Source organism: Empedobacter sp. UBA3239 (genome assembly GCF_002362875.1).
Lineage (GTDB): Bacteria > Bacteroidota > Bacteroidia > Flavobacteriales > Weeksellaceae > Empedobacter > Empedobacter falsenii_B.
Map to the genome: position 1 here is coordinate 1 of NZ_DEVJ01000001.1, position 18,792 is coordinate 18,792.

Here is an 18,792-nt window from a genome sequence, read left to right on the forward strand (position 1 = left end):
GTTCATTGTAAATGTTTTGTGGTTAAAGCAATTTACTGATTTTCAATCAAATGAACAACTTTATTATTTAGTAATCAAAATGCACAACGGGTAAATTGTAATTATATTTAATAAAAAAATGAAATATTTGATTTATCTATCATTTGTTATATTCTCTTCATGTTTAGTTACGCCTAAATATTATTTACATACAGAAAAAAACTTAAATAATTTTTCTATAAAAGAAGAAGATAAATTTGTTTTAATAAAGAATAATTTTTATTCAGTAGGAGTTGATTTTTCTAATAAAGTAGATTCAGATTTTTCTAATATTATTAAAAATATTTTATTGAATCCAAGTTTTCTAGAATTTAGTAATGAGAAATTTATTTTTCATTTAAATGATGAACAATTGGATATAATTAGAAATGAAACAAAAAGTGAATATATATTACTAATTCAAACTATTTTAAAGCCTAGTATTTTAGCTCAAAAAAATTTCACATCTATAACTACATATGAAAAAAATAAAGAGAGAGAGTACCACGTTATTTTACAATTAATAGATATAGAAAAAAGAAAAGTATTATACTCTAAAGAGTCGATGTCTAGAATAAAAATATCATATGAATATTCAACATCGTCGACAACACAAGATGAGCAATTATTAAAAACATATAACATTTTATATAAGGATTTTAAAGAAGAATTATTAAAAATGAAATAATACTTTTTCAATAAAAATAATCTACTAAACATTATTATACACCTAAATAATTTAGGCTAAATTATTGATATTGCGAAAGTGCTGTTTTGGATAAATAAAATTGATTCAGAAACTTCTTTGTAAGGAGCATTTTTACGTTGAAACTGCATATCTAAATCACCATTTTTAAGTGTTATTTCTCAAGTTTTCGTTTAATCTTCTTGTAGTTTTTTGAACGAATAATTTTTCCTTTATCTGTAATCAAAAGAGCAGCGTAATCTTTTTGTTGATTGATAAAATTCAATCCTTTTTCTTTTCCTAAAACCATGATAGAAGTGCTAAAACCATTACACATTTCAGCATCCGTCCCAATAACTGTAACCCCTGTTAATCCTGTTGAAGGATAACCAGTTTTGGGATTAATAATGTGTGAATAGCGAACTTCATCAATCAAAATAAATTTTTCGTAATCACCAGAAGTCGTAACAGCAGCATTTTTCATTGAGAGAATATCCAACATTTTATGTCGATTAAATGGATTTGTAATTCCAATTTTCCAAGGTTCTCCATTTGGTTGATTTCCCCAAGTTGTCATATCACCAGAAGCATCAATTATACCCGCTTGTATTCCTAAGTCTTGCATGAAAGTTCGTGCTTTTTGTGCTGCATAACCTTTTCCTGTTGAACCAAAACCGATTTTCATTCCAGCTTTTTTTAAGAATATTGTTGAATTTTCTTCATCTAAAATAATGTTTTGATAACCGATTTTTTCGATGGCTTTTGAAATCTCTTCCTGAGTTGGAATCTTTTCCATTGAACCATCAAATTTCCATATTTTGTCCATTGCCGCAAAGCTAATGTCAAAAGCACCATCGGTTAGTTGCGAAAAATAAATCGCACGCTTTGTTAAGTCAAAAACTTCTCGATCTACTTTTATCGCCTTTATTCCTGCATTTTGATTGACAAGAGAAACTTGCGAAGTTGGTTTCCAGTCAGAAATCAAATTCTCAATTCTAATCATTTCATCAATTGCTTTATTGATGTTTTTTTCAACGGAAATAGAATCGGAATCAACCAATGTAATTTTGAATTTACTTCCCATTAAAATTGTATCTCTAACTCCAACCGTTTGAGCATTCATCGGAGTTAGAACATACAATAGTATAAAAGTGAATATATTTTTTAGAATGAATTTCATTTTGGTTTATTCATTTGTTATTCTGAGTTTATCGAAAAGTATAAAGCTTAAAGATACCTCGACAAGCTCGGTATGACAGGTATTAGGTTATTCTGAACTTGTTTTAGGATTGCATCAAAATTATTTTTCTAGTAACAATCCGTCAAAAATTGCCCATTTGTTTTGAATTCTTCGAATGATTTATTCAAATGTTCTTGACAGATTTGTTCCAAAACTTTCTCTACATCATGTTGCATTGTGAGAGCACCACAAATCATAAGAATTCCACCATTTTGTAATGTTTCAGCAAAGAATTTAGCATCACGATTGACTAAATCCATCACATACTGTTTATTTTCTTCACGAGAAAATGCAATGTGAAATTGACTCAAATGATTCGTAAAAATTTGTTTCGTAGCAAATTCTTGATAAGATTTTGTTGTTTCATTATCATGTCTGAAACCACAGTATAAATGCGTTTCAATATTTTTTGAATTCTCATCAATCATCCCAAGAAAAGGTGCAATTCCTGTTCCGTTTGCAATCATCACAACTTTTGAAGCTTTTGGAAATCTAAAGGCTTTATTTTTTACAATTCGAGCTTTAATCGTAGAATTTTGAACCAAATTATATAAATATTGAGAACCTAATCCAAACTCATGCAATTTTACAATTAACTGTAATTTATTATCTACTTTTCCAACCGAATATAAGCGTTCTTTGTGATCACTTTCGGGATAAATTGCTAATAAATCTCCAGATTTGAATTTCTCTTTTACATCTAAAATAACTTTAAATGTAGCATCTTCTTGTGTGATTTTAGTGGTAGAAATAACCTTAACATTTTTCAGTTCTGGTGCTTTTCCAACATACATCGCAGGCGTTGTTGCTAACGGAATATCTGTCGTTTCTTTGTATGCAATGACCCAATTTGTGAATTCTTCCGGCGATTTATCATTTACTGTTTTCAAATCCAATAATTGAGTAGCCCATTTTTGATCATTCAACCATTTGTCAACTTTAACTGCATAGCCACAATAATCTGAATATGCTCTTGATCCAAATCCTACAACAGAAAATTCGATGGATTGGTTTTGTGGAAATTGTGTGATTAATTGTTCAAATTTCTTAGCATTCGCAGGCGCATCACCAATTCCATAAGTTGAGGTAAAAATGATGAGTTGTTTTGCTTTTGGATAAATTTCATATTGATTCATCTGAGCAATGAATGATTTTTTTCCGTTTGCTAAAAATTGCTCTTGAATTTTTGAAGCAAATCCAACAGTTGCACCATTTTCTGAACCAACTAAAAGGATAATTTCAGCTTCGTTGGCTTTATATTTATTTTTGCCAATTTTCGTTTTTGTACGTTTGAACGTAATTACAAATCCTGACCAAATAAAGAATAAAATGTTAAGCGAAGCAATTCCTAAAATCGCTGCCCAAATAACATTGGTGCGACCTGTATGTAAATCGATATTGAATTTTTCTACAATTGCTGAATAAGGATTCAACGATTCTGAAATAATCGCTCCATTTACTTGATTAACCGAAACCGATTTTTTTCTTAAATGAACGATAAATGGTTCTGCTTCATCATCTGGAATAAAAGGAAATTCAATCTTTTCAACACTACTTAATTTTGTGTTTTTGAAGAATTCAATGTCTTTTAAATCTTTTGGTTGTAAATTTTCTTTGACTTGATGCTCAATTTCTTTTGGTTGACCAACTAAAGGTTCTAATCGCGCTAAGAAAATCAATGTTCCTGTTAATGCAATGATTAAAACTGGAATTAATAACCAACGTCCAGTTACAACATGAAAATATTGTGAAAAGGAGTCTTTGTTAACTTTTATAAAGAAATTTAGAATTCCTTGTTGACGTTTTACGATTAAGATTAATCCACTTATTGAAATTAACATCAATAAAAAAGATACGACACCAACAATTGCTCGTCCTGTTTCTTTTAGAAATAATGAACGGTGCAAGGCTGTGACCCAATTGATGAAATCACTTTTTGGAACAATCTCACCAATCTTTTTTCCTGTTGTAGGATCAATGTAAGATTTGATCGAATTTCCATCTTCGTCCATCGCATCAATTGTCACAAAATCATTGTGATCAACTTTTACTTCTATTATTTCAAAATAATGCTCGCGCAAAGTTGGTAAAACTTGCGCGAGTGTTATGTTATCGAAATTTTCTACTTTGTATGCGGGCGATTTTTCGTTTATTGCATCAACAGCCAAAATTACTCCTGTGATAGATAGAATAACTAAAAATGCTGAAGATAAAATTGCAAGACTCAAATGCGCATATCTCCAAATAGATAATGTCATTTTATTGAACTTTTATAAAACGTACGGCTTTAATATAAACTGAACCTTTGATACCTGCTTTGTTGTCTAAATCCGAAGAATTTAATGCAACTTCAGCATCTTTTGCGACGTATTTTTGAGTTTCTACAGCAGATTCAAAACGTAATTTGTATCCTTTATTCAATTTTGCAGTATCAAACTCGATGACACGTGTCGCTCTCGCTCCTCCAGCAACTGAAGCACCTGTAATTCCGTTTAATTTTTCTTTTTTCTTACTATTAAATTTGTGCCATTCTTTTAACGTGTTATACCACTCGTTATCTGTTCCCAAAACACCTAAAGTTTTTTCGTATTGTCCTTTTGGATTGATTAATGAAATCACTACATAGGCTTCTTTTCCCGTGTAATTATTCATCTGAATCATTGTTTTGTATTTTGTTGTTTGTGCAAAAGTGGCAGTTGCCATTAAGATTACAACTAATCCAACTAATTTTTTGATTAAGTTAAATTTCATCTCCTTTATTATTTTAAAAAGTCAATAGACACATTATTTTTCTTTAAGAATTCGTTTTCTCCAGCCAAATCATAAGCTGTTTCGTCAAATTCTGTTTTAATATCTTTTTTCGCTCCAGCAGCAACCAAAGTTTTTAAGATTGCATCATCTTTCGCAATCAAAGCTGCTTTGTGTAACGCTGTATTTCCGTCTTCATCTTGTGTATTAAGATTCACACCTAATTCAATCGCTTTTTTCACCAAATTTACATTTCCTTTATCAACAGCGATGTGTAACAAAGTTGCACCTTTGCTTTGAGTAGCTTTAAAATCAACTTTTGCATTTGTTAATAAAGCTTGTTTTTCTGCGAATGATTCATCATTTGGTTTGAAAGAATTGAACCAATAATAAGCCAAATTATTTCCATCTTTATCTACAATATAAGCTTTAGCGCCTTTTTCTAACAATAAAGAAACGATTTGAGATGTACCAGAAGCAACAGCTTTCGTTAAAGCTGACTCACCATTTTTATTAACCGCATTTACATTGTTTGCTTTTGATAAAAATGTATTGATTAAATCTGTATTTTTTCCTCCAGCAACCACCATTAATGCAGTGTTTGCTTCTTTATCAGCAATTTTCGCATCAACACCTTTTGATAAGATAAAGTTGATTGTTTCTGAGTTTCCTCTGCGAGACAAAGCGTGTAATAATGTTTGTCCGTCTGGATTTAACGCTTTCGGGTTTAATTTATATTTTGTAATTAATTCTTGGAAAACTTCTACGCCATTTTCTTTTGTTCTCGAACCTTGTGTGGCAAAAAATAAAGCTTGATCAGTAGGTTTAATTCCTTTCGCGATTAATTTATCTATGATTGATAAGTTTCCTAATTTTGCAGCATAATCTGCTACAGTACGTCCATTAGCGTCTTTATCACTTAATGATAAACCTTTTGAAATAAAATATTCTGTAACTTTTAAATCATCATCATTCGCAATCGCTTGCATGATTAAGTTTGAACCATCTTCTCCTTTAATTTTTGGATTGGCACCAGCTTTAATCAACGCATCGTAAACTGCGATATTCTGATTTCCAGCACTTGCTGCATATGTAATTACATCGTAACCATGGCTATCTTTGTAATGAACATCAGAACCTTTGGCTAATAAATAATTTACTAATTCTAAATTCCCCGCAGCAGCAGCCCATTGAAGATAAATTCTTGAGTGATGCGTTTTTTTATCAACAGAATTTCCTTCTTGTTCAATTAAAAATTTAGTCACATTAAAATCTGCTTTGTTGTTAATCGCTACTACAACTGGATCAAAGAAACCACCATTTTGAAAAGAAGGACTATTTCCTTTCGAAATTTCAGTTTTTACAGTTTCTATTGTAGGATTATTTTTCCAAAAACCAGCGTCCATCAACGTGTTCGTTTGAGCTTGAATAAATGAAGCGACAAGGATAGCAGCAGAAATGAATAATTTTTTCATATGAATAGAATATATTGTAATGATTATTTAGACTAATTTTAATTTGATTTCAAAAGTATTATTTTTATTTATATTAATTCTAATTAAATCAAATAAATTTGGCTAATTCTGCTAAACATCAGTTTTTTGAAAACAAAAAAGATTGCTAATCTGCAATCTTTTATATTTCTAAACGACTTAATTCAGCTCGTCTTGGACGGTTTTCTCTTGATTTCAAAATGTTTTCAACATCTTCTAATTTGAAACCTTTGGCTTTTAATAAAATTAAATAATGATACATTAAATCCGCGGCTTCATTAATAAATAAATCATCGTTGTTGTCTTTGGCTTCAATTACCAATTCGACTGCTTCTTCACCTACTTTTTGCGCAACTTTATTGATTCCTCTTTTGAATAATTTGTTAGTATACGAATCTGGATCGTTGTCTAAATCAATTCTATCGTTAATGGTTTGTTCTAATTCATATACAAATCCGTGGTTGGTTTCTTCTTTAAAACAAGTCGTAGAACCCGTATGACAAGTTGGTCCAAAAGGTTTTGCTTTGATTAAAATCGTATCGTTATCGCAATCAACTGCGATAGATTTTACTTCTAAAAAGTTGCCTGATTCTTCACCTTTTGTCCATAATCTATTTTTTGAACGAGAATAAAAGGTCACTTTTCCAATTTCTTGGGTTTTGTTAAAAGCTTCTTCGTTCATATAACCTAACATCAAAACCTTGTTGTTAAGATAATTTTGAATAATAACGGGAACTAATCCGTCGTTACTTTTATTGAAATCGATGTTCATCGTATCGGAATATTTTGTTCTTTTAAATAACTTTTAAGTGTTGGAATCGAAATTTCACCAAAGTGAAAAATACTTGCAGCCAATCCACCACTTGCTTTGGTTTGGGTAAAAACTTCTGTAAAATGCTCCATTTTTCCTGCTCCACCAGAAGCAATTACTGGAAGATTTACAGCATCAGCAACCGCTTTTGTAATATCAATTTTGAAACCAGCTTTTGTTCCATCGCCATCCATAGACGTTAACAGAATCTCGCCAGCACCTAATTCTTCTACTTTTTTGACCCAATCTAACGTTTCCCATTCGGTTTCAATTTTTCCACCGCTTACGAAAACTTTTTGTGTCCCATTTCCATCGCGAGTATCTACTGCAACGACTACACATTGCGATCCAAATCGAGCTGCTAAATCTGCAATTAATTGAGGATTTTTGACAGCCGAAGAATTAACGGAAACTTTATCTGCACCAGCTTTGATGACCGCCGAAGCATCTTCCACAGAATTAATTCCGCCACCAACTGTAAACGGAATATTAATCGCTGAAGCAATTTTTTCAACCATTTCAGCTAAAGTTTTACGCTTTTCTAATGTGGCTGTAATATCCAAAAACACCAATTCATCAGCGCCTTCTTCTACATATTTTTTTGCCAATTCCACTGGATCTCCCGCATCGCGTAATCCAACGAAATTTATACCTTTTACTGTTCGTCCATCTTTGATGTCGAGACATGGTATGATTCTTTTCTTCAGCATATTAGTACAATTTTTTTAAGTCTTTCAATTGAATTCTCCCTTCGTAAATCGCTTTTCCAAGAATTGCTCCTTCGCAGCCTAATTCTTTTATTTTGATTAGATCATCGATTGAAGAAACGCCACCAGAAGCAATTAATTTGACCTCCGAAGTCGCTAAAATTTCTGCATATAAATCGTTTGAAGTTCCTTCTAACATTCCGTCTTTCGCGATGTCTGTACAAATCACATAATCAATACCTTTGGTTTTATATTCTTGAATAAAATCTATCACATCTAGTTCTGACGTTTCTAACCAACCATGTGTTGCTATTTTTCGATCTTTAGCATCTGCACCTAAAATGATTTTATCGCTTCCATACTGTGAAATCCATTCTTGAAATAATGTTGGATTTTGAACCGCAATACTTCCTCCAGTAATTTGGTTTGCGCCACATTCAAAAGCAATTCTAATATCTTGATCTGCTTTAATTCCACCTCCAAAATCAACTTTTAAATTGGTTTTAGAAGCAATTAATTCTAACGTTTTATAATTAATGATTTGTTTTGATTTAGCTCCATCTAAATCTACCAAGTGCAAATATTCGATACCATAATCCTCGAACTCTTTTGCTACTTCCAACGGATTTTCGTTGTATATTTTTTTTGTATCGTAATCGCCTTGTGACAATCGTACGCATTTTCCGTCGATAATATCTATAGCTGGGATGATTCTCATAACTGTTATGTCAGATTTACGATTTTGGAATTACGAATTACGATTAAGAAACAATCGTAATTCGTAAATTAACCTTCGTAAATTATTTTAATTCTTTCATGATCTCTTGGATTGCACGTTCCAATTGTGGGTCTTTATTTTCTAATCGATCTAAGAACGTATTTTTAATATAAATGTCAGGTTTAACTCCAGTTTTTTCTAAATTTTGTCCGTCCAAAGTATAAGTTCCCCAACTTGGTAAACGATAAAATGAGCCATCAACTAATCCTTTTCCAGAAGTGAAAATGATCCAACGATACGTTTCTTGACCAATGATTTTTCCTAATTTTAAGGCTTTGAATCCTGCAGCTGTCATTTCAGCATCGCTTAATGAGTATTCGTTAATTAATAAAACAATTGGTTTTCCTGAAGGTGCAAAATTCGGTTGAACAGTTAATTGTCCTTCACGATATTTCCATTTCAAATAAGGTCTTTGCGATAAAAAGTTCAAGACTTTATCATGCACATTTCCACCTGTATTGAAACGTAAATCTAAAATGACACCATCTTTTCTATTCTCTTGTTCTACCATGTCTAATAAAAACACATCCAATTCAGAAGTAGACATATTTTTCATATACGAATAAGCGATTCTATCGTTGCTTAATTTTTTTACACGCTGACGATTTTCATAAATCCATTCATCATATAAAAGCGATTTCAATTCATTATTTGAAATAGGATGAATCTTCGTCGAAATTGTTTTTCCTTTTCGGTCAAATTCAAGAGTTAATTCTTCTAATTTTTTAGGTGTTGTAAAATAAGTTTCACGATTTTGGTTTTGATCGATTTTTTGTCCATTCACACTTACTAAAATATCACCTTCTTGAACATCAACATTTTTAAGGAAAGCAGGAGATTTTCGTAAGATTTTTTCAACTGTAAAAGGTTGATCTTTCTTGAAAATAATTCCCGTTTCGTTTGTGAAATAATTCAATTTTCGACTTTCTTCTTTTCCGAAAGATGAAAAACCTAAATGCGAAGAATTCAATTCACCTAGCATATCATTTAACAAAATTCTTAAATCATTTCGATTGTTAACATAAGGTAAAAACGTTGCGTATTGCTCTTTTTTCGCTTTCCAATCGATTCCGTGAAAATTCTCATCATAGAAATTTTCTTCTACTCCAGCCCAAGCTTCTTCGTACATTTGATTGAATTCTGAAGCCAAGTTTTTATTGAAATTATATTTAATACTAACTTTTTCAGGATTTGTAGAACTAATGCCAAATTTGTAAACAGAATTATCGATTAAAGCATAAAGATTTTTCTCATTTTTTACGATAAAATCAGCGCCTTTGTTGAATATTTTATCTGTTTTATCTTCTTCAAAATCAGTGGTTGTTTTTCTGTATAACTGAAATTTACCATTTTCTTGATTGGTTTTATAGAATAAAAATTGCTTTTTATCATCCGCAAAAACAAAAGGATTTGTCTGATATCCAAAACGGTCTGTTACCAATTCAATTCGTTCCAAGAATCCTTCTGGATTAATAGTTAATGCTTTAAAGTCGTTCTTTTCTTCTTTTTTCTCTTTCTTCTCAACCTTTTTTTCTTCTACAAATAAATTATCAAATTTTTCTGATTTATAAGCTTGGTCAAACCAATCTAAAGAAGCGCGATAAATACTTGATTCTTGCATTCCCAAAGGATAGGATGGGTTTTTTCTATCACTTGAAAAATAAATGTATTTTCCGTCTGGAGACCAAGTAGGATCGACTTCGGAAACACCAGTATTAGTTAAATTAACAGTTGTATTTTTTTTGATGTTGTGAATAAAAATATCTAACTCGAAATTGCGTTTTGCAGAGAATAACACATATTCATCATTTGGAGAAAAAGATGGTTTTGAATTTTGGAAAGCCCAAATTTCATCTTTAACAATTGTTGATGATTTAAGTGATTTCAAATCTAATAATCTTACTTCATCGCCTCCACTTAAATAAACAGCTTGTGATAAATCATTGTTGAATGTAATGTCTCGATTATTTCTTAAATCAGAAGTTAATTGTTCAACTTTTCCTTTTCCATCTGCCGAAATTTTAAACCAATTTTGGTAACCTTTATAGGTTTGGTTGAATATTAAATTTTTATTGTCTTTTAACCATTTTACTTCTAAAACACGTTCTTTTCCATCAGAAATTTGATTGATAAACTTTCCTTCATTATCCGAAACAAAAATAATTCCTCTGCTTACAAAAGCCATTTTATTTCCGTCGGGAGAAATATCAAAATAATCAATATTATTTTCAACTTCAAAATTTTGTTCTTTTTCTAAAGATTTATTAGAATTAACATTAATTGTAAGTGGTTTCGAGGTTTTAGCTTTTACATCGTAAACAAATAATTGATAATCTTTTTCGAAAACAACTTTTGAACCATCAGCCGAAACAAAAGGTTTCTTGATCGAAGTTTCAAATTTTGTTAACGCTTCTTTTTTACCATTTGTTAACTGATATAAGTTGTATTCGCCATTATTTTCGTCCGAAATAAAATAGATAATTCCATTTTTATCAACTGTTGGATTAAAATCTTTTCCGTTGTAATCGGTATATTGTTTATAACTTTTTGTGGTTGGATTATATCCTAATAAATCTGGATTATTTTCTCCTTTGTATCTTTTTCGTGTAACTTGACTTGCACTTTCAGATGAATTTGTGAAAATATATTCGCCTTGAGGAGTTTCTACTAAACCATTTGTTGTGTTGAAATAATTTGTAAAAAGCGCTTCTGGTGTTTTTCCATCTAAATCAATTTTAAAACTTCCAAATCCATTATTTTGATTTGATGTAAAATAGATCGATTTACTATCCCAGCTCCAACTTTCGACTTCGTCTTTGGCTTGATGAAACGTCAATTGCTTGATTTGTCCACCATTTATAGGCATCACATAAATATCGTAATTCCCGTATTGATTAGAACTGAATGCCAACCATTTTCCATCTGGTGAAACACGAGGATTAATTTCTTCACCTTCTAAAGCTGTGATTCTTGATGCATTCCCGCCATTTATATCGGTTGACCAAATGTCGCCATCGTAACTAAAATAAACCGTTTTAGCATCTGGACTTAAAGAAGGAGTAGAAGTGAAATACACTTTTTCCTGAGCAGAAACTTGCGAAATTGCAAAAGCACTAAGTAAAGTAAAAACTATTTTTTTCATGTGTGTGAATTTATAATTACTATAAACTTAGAAAGTTTTTTAGTATTTGTTCTCCTATTCCTGCAGATTTCTCTGGGTGAAATTGAGTTGCGTAAAAATTATCTTTATGTAAAGCTGTTGAATATTCTAAAATATAGTCTGTTTTCGCGATCGTGTATTCTGAATTCTCGCAATAAAAACTATGTACATAATAAATGTTGGAGTTCTCTTCTACTTCGTTAAACAAAGGTGTTTTTAAGTCATAAATCGTATTCCAGCCCATGTGAGGAACGATTTCTGTCGAAGGAAATAATTTCACTTGAATAGGGAAAATTCCTAAACAATCGGTATTTCCTTCTTCCGAATAAGCGCACATTAATTGTTGACCCAAACAAATTCCTAATGTTGGTTGTTTTAAGTTCTTAATGACTTTATCTAATCCTTTTTCTTTTAAATAATTCATTGCGGAACTTGCTTCTCCAACACCTGGAAAAATTACTTTATCTGCATTTTGTAAGGTTTCAAAATCGTCCGTAATTATTGCTTTGTATCCCAAACGAGTTACTGCATTGTACACCGATTTTACATTTCCTGTATTGTATTTTACTATTGCTATCATTTTTTTTGTTCTAAGTTCTAAGTTCTAAGTTCTAAGTTCTAAGTTCTAAGTTCTAAGTCGTAAGGCATAAGGATAAGAAAATCCTTAGAACTTATACCTTAAGACTTAAGTCTACAAAAGTCCTTTTGTTGATGGTAAAATCATTTTTTCTAGATCGCGCTTAACCGCTACTTTTATGGCTTTGGCAAAGGCTTTGAAAATCGCTTCAATTTTGTGATGTTCGTTTGTGCCTTCCGCTTTGATATTTAAGTTTGCTTTTGCACCGTCTGTAAATGATTTGAAAAAGTGATAGAACATTTCAGTCGGCATTTGACCAATCATTTCACGTTTAAAATCTGCTTCCCAAACCAACCAATTTCTTCCTCCAAAGTCAATTGCTGCTTGCGCTAAACAATCGTCCATTGGTAAAGTAAATCCGTAACGTTCGATACCTAATTTATTTCCTAACGCTTGCGCGAAAACTTCACCTAAAGCAATTGCTGTATCTTCAATCGTGTGGTGTTCGTCCACTTCTAGATCTCCATCCACTTTTATCACTAAATCCATTTGTCCATGACGAGCGATTTGATCTAACATATGATCGAAAAAGTGAATTCCTGTCGAAATATCCGATTTTCCTGTTCCGTCAAGATTTAAATCAATTTTAATCTTTGTTTCATTCGTATTACGAACAATTGAAGCAGTGCGATTTTGAAGTTTTAAGAACTCGTAAATCTCTTTCCATGAAGTTGTTTTTAAAGCAATCGTTTCATTCAAACCTTCATTGTCTTTGATTTCGTTAGCGCCTAAAGCCTCATCATTCGCGATAAAAATTCCTTTTCCACCAATATTTTGAGCTAATTTAACATCCGTTATTCGATCACCGATCACAAACGAATTTGTTAAATCATATTCAGGGTTATTGATATACTTTGTTAATAAAGCCGTTCCAGGTTTACGCGTTGGCGCATATTCATGAGCAAAAGTTTTATCAATGTAAATACCCTCGAATTTCACGCCTTCATTTTCGAATGCTTTCACTACGAAATTTTGTATTGGCCAAAATAATTCTTCAGGATTAGAAGGCGTTCCTAAACCATCTTGGTTGGTCACCATAACTAATTCGTAGTCCAATTCTTTTGCAATTTTACCTAAATAAGTAAATGCTTCTGGATAGAATTCTAATTTAGAAAAGCTGTCAACTTGATAATCTTCAGGCTCTAAAATTATGGTTCCATCGCGGTCTATGAATAGTAATTTCTTCATAATTTTATATTTACGATTTACAATTTTTGATTTATGAATGACAGAAATCGTCAATCGTAATTCAAGAATCATAAATTAAATTATTTTAAGTGTTTGTATTAATTTTTGGTTTTCCTCTTCTGTTCCAATCGTTATTCTTAAACAATTTTGACACAAATCATCGTTGTTTCGATTACGAATGACAATTCCTTTTTCGACCAATTGATTGTAACGTTCGTTTGCATTATCAACTTTAATCAAAATGAAATTCGCATCGCTTGGATAGATTTTTTCTACAAATGAAATTTCAGTTAAAGCAGTTTCTAAAACTTCTTTTTGTTCGATAATTGTATTTGTAACAGCTATCACTTTATCGTAATCGCTTAAAATTTCAATCGCTTTTAATTGTGTTAATTGATTAATATTATAAGGCGGTTTGATCTTGTTTAAAACATCCACAATTTCTTGTGAAGCATACAAAATTCCTAAACGGATTCCTGCCAAACCAACCGCTTTCGATAAAGTTTGTGTAACAATTACATTAGGATAATTTTTGATTTCTTTTATCCAAGAAACTCCCGTAGCGAAATCGATATAAGCTTCGTCGATAATTATTAAGCCATTGAAACGATTCACAATTTCTAAAATAGTTTCTCTTTTGATGATTTTTCCTGTTGGATTATTAGGTGAACATAAAAAAATCATTTTTGTATGTTCATCTACTTTCGAGAAAATATCTTCGATGTTTGGTTGAAAATCTTCTTTGTTTAATAACGATTTTCGGTATTCAATAGCGTTTAAATTCGCTAAAACACCATACATTCCATAGGAAGGTGAAATCGCAATAACATTATCTTGATTCGGTTCGCAAAATGCTCGGAAAATTAAATCTAACACTTCGTCACTTCCATTTCCTAATAGAATCTGATTTGCAGGAAAGTTTTTGATTTCACTTAAAATCGATTTTACATTACGTTGTAAAGGATCAGGATAACGATTCAATCCATTATTGAAAGGATTTTCGTTCGCATCCAAGAAAACGAAATCGTCATTTATTTCTTGAAATTCGTCACGAGCTGATGAATAAGCTTTTAGCGTTTTTACGTTAGGACGAATGATGTTATTTATGTTGAATGAATTCATGTACGATTTTTGATTTACGATTTTAGATCATTTAGTCTTAAGGTTACTGCATTTTTGTGAGCAAATAACTCTTCGGCTTCAGCCATTAATTCGATTGCTGGACCAATGTTTTGAATTCCTTCTGCTGATAATTTCTGAAACGTGATTTTCTTGATAAAACTATCAAACGAAACTCCTGAATAATTTTTTGCATAACCATTTGTAGGAAGTGTGTGATTGGTTCCTGAAGCATAATCACCAGCTGATTCGCACGAATAATTTCCTAAGAAAACGGAACCTGCATTAATAATTTTTTCGATGTAATTGTCAGCCGTTTCGCAAGCAAAAATTAGATGTTCTGGCGCGTAAATATTCGAGAAATTTACACATTCTTCGATAGAATTTAGAACAATTCCTCTTGAATTTTCTAGAGCTTTAGTTGCTAATTCTTTTCTTGGAAGAACTTCTAATTGAGCATTAATTTCAACAATTGTTTCGTTTAATGTTTGCTCATTCGTTGTTAATAAAATCACTTGCGAATCGATTCCGTGTTCTGCTTGTGACAATAAATCGGCTGCGACATATTTAGGAACTGAAGTTTCATCAGCAATCACCAAAACTTCACTTGGTCCAGCTGGCATATCAATAGCTACACCAAAGTTTTGAGCCACTTGTTTCGCAGCTGTTACATATTGATTTCCCGGTCCAAAAATTCTATCTACTTTTTGGATTGTTTCTGTTCCAAAAGTTAAAGCTCCAATCGCTTGGATTCCGCCAACTTTATATATTTTTTCAATTCCGATTAAGTTTGCAGTATACAAAATTGCTGGGTGAATTTTTCCTTCTTTGTTAGGAGGTGTACATAAAATAATATTTTGGCAACCAGCTAATTTAGCAGGAATTCCTAACATTAATGTCGTAGAAAATAACGGAGCTGTTCCGCCAGGAATATAAATTCCAATATTTTCTATACCGCGAGATTCTCTCCAACAATTTACACCTCTTGTTGTTTCAATAACTTTTATTTCTTCGGGTTGTTCAGCGTGAAACTTCTCAATATTAGAAGCTGCTAATTGAATTGCTTGTTTTAAATCTTCAGAAATTAAAGTTTTTGCTTCTTCAATTTCTTGAGTAGAAACTTCTAAAGAAGTTAACTTAACTTGATCAAATTTTTCTGTAAAATCAATTAATGCTTGATCTTTTTCTTTTTGAATTTTTCCAAAAATATCTAAAACTATTTCTTGTAAATCTTGTGCTTCTTTCGTTGGTCGAGCTGTTAACTTAGACCAGTCTGAAAGTTGAGGTTTGATATATGTTTGCATGTTGTTACGAATTACGATTTTAGAATTACGAATTACGATTGAATCGTAAATTGTAAATCGTCAATCAAAAATTATAAAATCATTTTTTCAATTTCTAATACTAAAATTCCTTCTGCACCCAAAGCTTTCAATTGCTCGATGATGTCCCAAAAAGTATCTTCCTTAATGACAGTGTGGATTGATGACCAACCTTTCTCGGCCAATGATAAAACTGTTGGAGATTTCATTCCGGGTAACAAAGCAATGATTTCTTCTAACTTTTCGTTTGGGGCGTTTAATAAAATATATTTGTTTTCAGAAGATTGTTTTACTGCTTCGATTCTAAATAAAAGACGATCTAAAATAGCTTGTTTTTCAGCATCGAGATTTTGATTAGAAATTAAAACAGCTTGCGATTCAACCACCGTTTCCACTTGTTTTAAACCGTTTGTTAATAGAGTAGAACCTGTAGAAACGATATCAAAAATAGCATTTGCCAAACCGATACTTGGAGCAATTTCTACGCTTCCTCCGATTTCTTCAATCTTGACATTAATTCCTTTTTCTTGGAAGAATTTCACTAAAATACGTGGATAAGAAGTTGCAATTTTTTTATCTTGAAAATAACTTAAATCTGTATAAATTTCATCTTTCGGGATCGCTAAACAAAGTTTGCAGCCAGCGAATCCTAATTGACGGATTTGAGTGACATTTTTATCTTTTTCCCAAACTTCATTTTCACCTAAAATACCAATATCAGCAACCCCTTGTTCTACATATTGCGGAATATCGTCATCACGTAAGAATAAAACTTCGATAGGGAAATTAGGAGATTCGGTTCTTAATTTTCGATTACTTGTAGAGATTTTAATTCCGCAATCTTTCAATAATTCGAGTGATTTTTCACTTAATCGACCGCTTTTCTGAATGGCTATTTTTAATTTACTCATTTTTAATATTTTATATTTTAAAGTTTGAGTAAATCGATGATTAAATCTTGAAGTAACAAAAAATCCCGTTCGATTTACTCAAACGGGATTTAGATATTGTGATAAAATCATTACATACCACTATCTGCTCGCTTGAGTGCAAGTATGATGGTGATGATGATGTAATTGATTTGGGTACATTTTACTTTTTTGCTGGAACAAATGTAGAAAGGAAATTTTAATTGACAATAGATTTTTTGAAAATTAGTAAATAAACTTGTTATTAATTATGAAAACCTTATTTTTTTCTATTTTTATCCAAAAGAACTCAAATATTTATTAAGTTTTATTGATTTGATTAATTCTCAATATTTTATAGAAAGTTCGGTTACATCCAAAACTTTCTTTTATTTTTGCAGTAATATATGTTAGAAAAACAAGAAGCACAATACGAAAAAGTAGTTTTAGTTGGATTGATTACACGTGAACAATCCGAAGAAAAACTGACGGAATATATGGATGAATTGGAGTTCTTAGCTTATACAGCTGGAGCGACAGTTGGAGAACGTTTTACACAAAGAATGGACAAACCTGATTCTAAATTCTTTGTAGGAAGCGGGAAATTGGATGAAATCACAGCTTTTGTCGAAGAATATGATATTGATACAGTTATTTTTGATGATGAATTAACGCCTTCTCAGTTGAAAAATATTGAGAAAGTTGTCAACAAAAAAATCATCGATCGTACACAATTGATTTTAGATATTTTTGCTCAACGAGCGCAAACTTCATATGCACGTACGCAAGTAGAATTGGCTCAATACCAATATTTATTACCACGATTAACACGAATGTGGACACACTTAGAGCGTCAGCGTGGTGGGATTGGTATGCGTGGTCCTGGTGAAACGGAAATTGAAACGGATAGACGTATTATTCGTGATCGAATTACGTTATTGAAAGAGAAATTGAAAGGAATAGATAAGCAAATGGCGACTCAACGTAAAAATCGAGGAGCATTGGTACGCGTTGCGTTGGTTGGGTACACAAATGTTGGGAAATCAACGTTGATGAATGTCTTATCGAAGTCCGAAGTTTTTGCCGAAAATAAATTATTTGCAACATTAGATACAACGGTTCGAAAAGTGGTGATTGGTAATTTACCTTTCTTATTAACGGATACGGTTGGGTTTATTCGCAAGTTGCCAACACAGTTGGTAGAATCGTTCAAATCTACATTAGATGAGGTTCGTGAAGCGGATTTGTTGGTGCATGTTGTGGATATTTCGCATGCGAGTTTTGAGGATCATGTGAATTCTGTGAATCAAATTTTAGCTGAAATAGAGTCGAAAGAAAAACCAACGATTATGGTTTTCAATAAAATTGATAATTTTTCTTATATCAAACAAGATGAAGATGATTTGTCTGAAAAGAAATTTGAAAATTATTCGTTAGAAGATTGGAAACGTACGTGGATGGCGAAAACAGATTATCCGACATTGTTTATTTCGGCAACGGAAAAAGATAATTTAGAAGATTTGCGAAAAACGGTTTATGAAGAAGTGAAAGAAATTCACATGAAACGTTTTCCTTATAATAATTTCCTTTTTCAATATTACGATGAGGAAGAAAATGATTCGGAAGAATAATAGTTTTAATTTTTAGATTTTTTAAGATTAAAAATTAGAATTAATATAACCATAAATAATAATCCAATTTGAATATAAAGACCCATTGAATTTTCAGGAAAATTATTATACAACTTTATAAGACCATTGATTATTATAATCAGGAAGAAGAATAATATTAGAGGCTTGTGTTTGAAATTCATAAATGTAAGTTTGTATTAAAGTTAGGAAATTTATATTTAATATTTTAAAATAAATAAGAGTTCAGTTTTTGGACTCTTTTTTTGTTAACATCAACATCTAATTGATAAAATATGATAGAGCAATTAAAATCAACTTTACAAGATTTAGCGGACGATGATAAAGCG

15 protein-coding genes are annotated in these 18,792 nt (G+C 31.4%); 2 read left to right on the forward strand and 13 right to left on the reverse strand.

Annotation, left to right across the window (positions count from 1 at the left end):
- Positions 1–118 precede the first annotated feature (118 nt).
- On the forward strand, positions 119–706 hold the full coding sequence (locus B4G36_RS00005; protein ID WP_280062382.1) for a hypothetical protein: 588 nt from the start codon (positions 119–121) through the stop codon (positions 704–706).
- 172 nt (positions 707–878) lie between these two features.
- Here the strand turns inward: B4G36_RS00005 and B4G36_RS00010 are convergent, their stop codons facing one another.
- From B4G36_RS00010 to hisG, 13 genes are all read right to left on the reverse strand, one after another.
- Positions 879–1,883 (reverse strand): FAD:protein FMN transferase, encoded by a 1,005-nt coding sequence (locus B4G36_RS00010; protein WP_219033868.1) that lies wholly within the window; start codon positions 1,881–1,883, stop codon positions 879–881.
- Between the two features lie 128 nt (positions 1,884–2,011).
- Complete coding sequence (locus B4G36_RS00015; RefSeq protein ID WP_286495328.1) at positions 2,012–4,201, reverse strand: PepSY domain-containing protein; 2,190 nt, start codon at positions 4,199–4,201, stop codon at positions 2,012–2,014.
- 1 nt (position 4,202) lies between these two features.
- Positions 4,203–4,694, reverse strand: coding sequence for a DUF2271 domain-containing protein (locus B4G36_RS00020; RefSeq protein WP_125349871.1), 492 nt, complete (start codon positions 4,692–4,694; stop codon positions 4,203–4,205).
- Positions 4,695–4,702: 8 nt separating this feature from the next.
- Positions 4,703–6,166: an ankyrin repeat domain-containing protein gene (locus tag B4G36_RS00025; protein ID WP_291061083.1), complete on the reverse strand. Its 1,464-nt coding sequence runs from the start codon at positions 6,164–6,166 to the stop codon at positions 4,703–4,705.
- Between the two features lie 160 nt (positions 6,167–6,326).
- Complete coding sequence (gene hisIE, locus B4G36_RS00030) at positions 6,327–6,956, reverse strand: bifunctional phosphoribosyl-AMP cyclohydrolase/phosphoribosyl-ATP diphosphatase HisIE (protein WP_221854285.1); 630 nt, start codon at positions 6,954–6,956, stop codon at positions 6,327–6,329.
- Complete coding sequence (gene hisF, locus B4G36_RS00035) at positions 6,953–7,705, reverse strand: imidazole glycerol phosphate synthase subunit HisF (RefSeq protein ID WP_221854283.1); 753 nt, start codon at positions 7,703–7,705, stop codon at positions 6,953–6,955. The genes hisIE and hisF overlap by 4 nt, the downstream gene beginning before the upstream one ends.
- A 1-nt stretch (position 7,706) precedes the next feature.
- Positions 7,707–8,420, reverse strand: coding sequence for a 1-(5-phosphoribosyl)-5-[(5-phosphoribosylamino)methylideneamino]imidazole-4-carboxamide isomerase (hisA, locus tag B4G36_RS00040; RefSeq protein ID WP_291061086.1), 714 nt, complete (start codon positions 8,418–8,420; stop codon positions 7,707–7,709).
- Between the two features lie 82 nt (positions 8,421–8,502).
- Positions 8,503–11,622 carry a S41 family peptidase gene (locus B4G36_RS00045; protein ID WP_291061088.1) on the reverse strand — a complete coding sequence of 1,040 codons (3,120 nt, stop codon included), beginning with the start codon at positions 11,620–11,622 and terminating at the stop codon, positions 8,503–8,505.
- A 19-nt stretch (positions 11,623–11,641) separates the two neighbouring features.
- Entirely contained in the window at positions 11,642–12,220 is a 579-nt protein-coding gene (gene hisH, locus B4G36_RS00050) for an imidazole glycerol phosphate synthase subunit HisH (protein WP_291061090.1), read from the reverse strand.
- 111 nt (positions 12,221–12,331) lie between these two features.
- Positions 12,332–13,465, reverse strand: a complete 1,134-nt coding sequence (hisB, locus tag B4G36_RS00055; RefSeq protein ID WP_291061092.1) for a bifunctional histidinol-phosphatase/imidazoleglycerol-phosphate dehydratase HisB — start codon at positions 13,463–13,465, stop codon at positions 12,332–12,334.
- Positions 13,466–13,540: 75 nt separating this feature from the next.
- Positions 13,541–14,587, reverse strand: a complete 1,047-nt coding sequence (hisC, locus tag B4G36_RS00060) for a histidinol-phosphate transaminase (RefSeq protein ID WP_291061094.1) — start codon at positions 14,585–14,587, stop codon at positions 13,541–13,543.
- 14 nt (positions 14,588–14,601) lie between these two features.
- Positions 14,602–15,888, reverse strand: a complete 1,287-nt coding sequence (gene hisD, locus B4G36_RS00065) for a histidinol dehydrogenase (protein WP_291059679.1) — start codon at positions 15,886–15,888, stop codon at positions 14,602–14,604.
- A 71-nt stretch (positions 15,889–15,959) separates the two neighbouring features.
- Positions 15,960–16,817 carry an ATP phosphoribosyltransferase gene (gene hisG / locus B4G36_RS00070; protein ID WP_291059680.1) on the reverse strand — a complete coding sequence of 286 codons (858 nt, stop codon included), beginning with the start codon at positions 16,815–16,817 and terminating at the stop codon, positions 15,960–15,962.
- A 404-nt stretch (positions 16,818–17,221) separates the two neighbouring features.
- On the opposite strand from hisG, the gene hflX reads away from it, so the two are divergent.
- Positions 17,222–18,445 carry a GTPase HflX gene (gene hflX, locus B4G36_RS00075; protein WP_221854272.1) on the forward strand — a complete coding sequence of 408 codons (1,224 nt, stop codon included), beginning with the start codon at positions 17,222–17,224 and terminating at the stop codon, positions 18,443–18,445.
- The last annotated feature ends 347 nt before the right edge of the window (positions 18,446–18,792 follow it).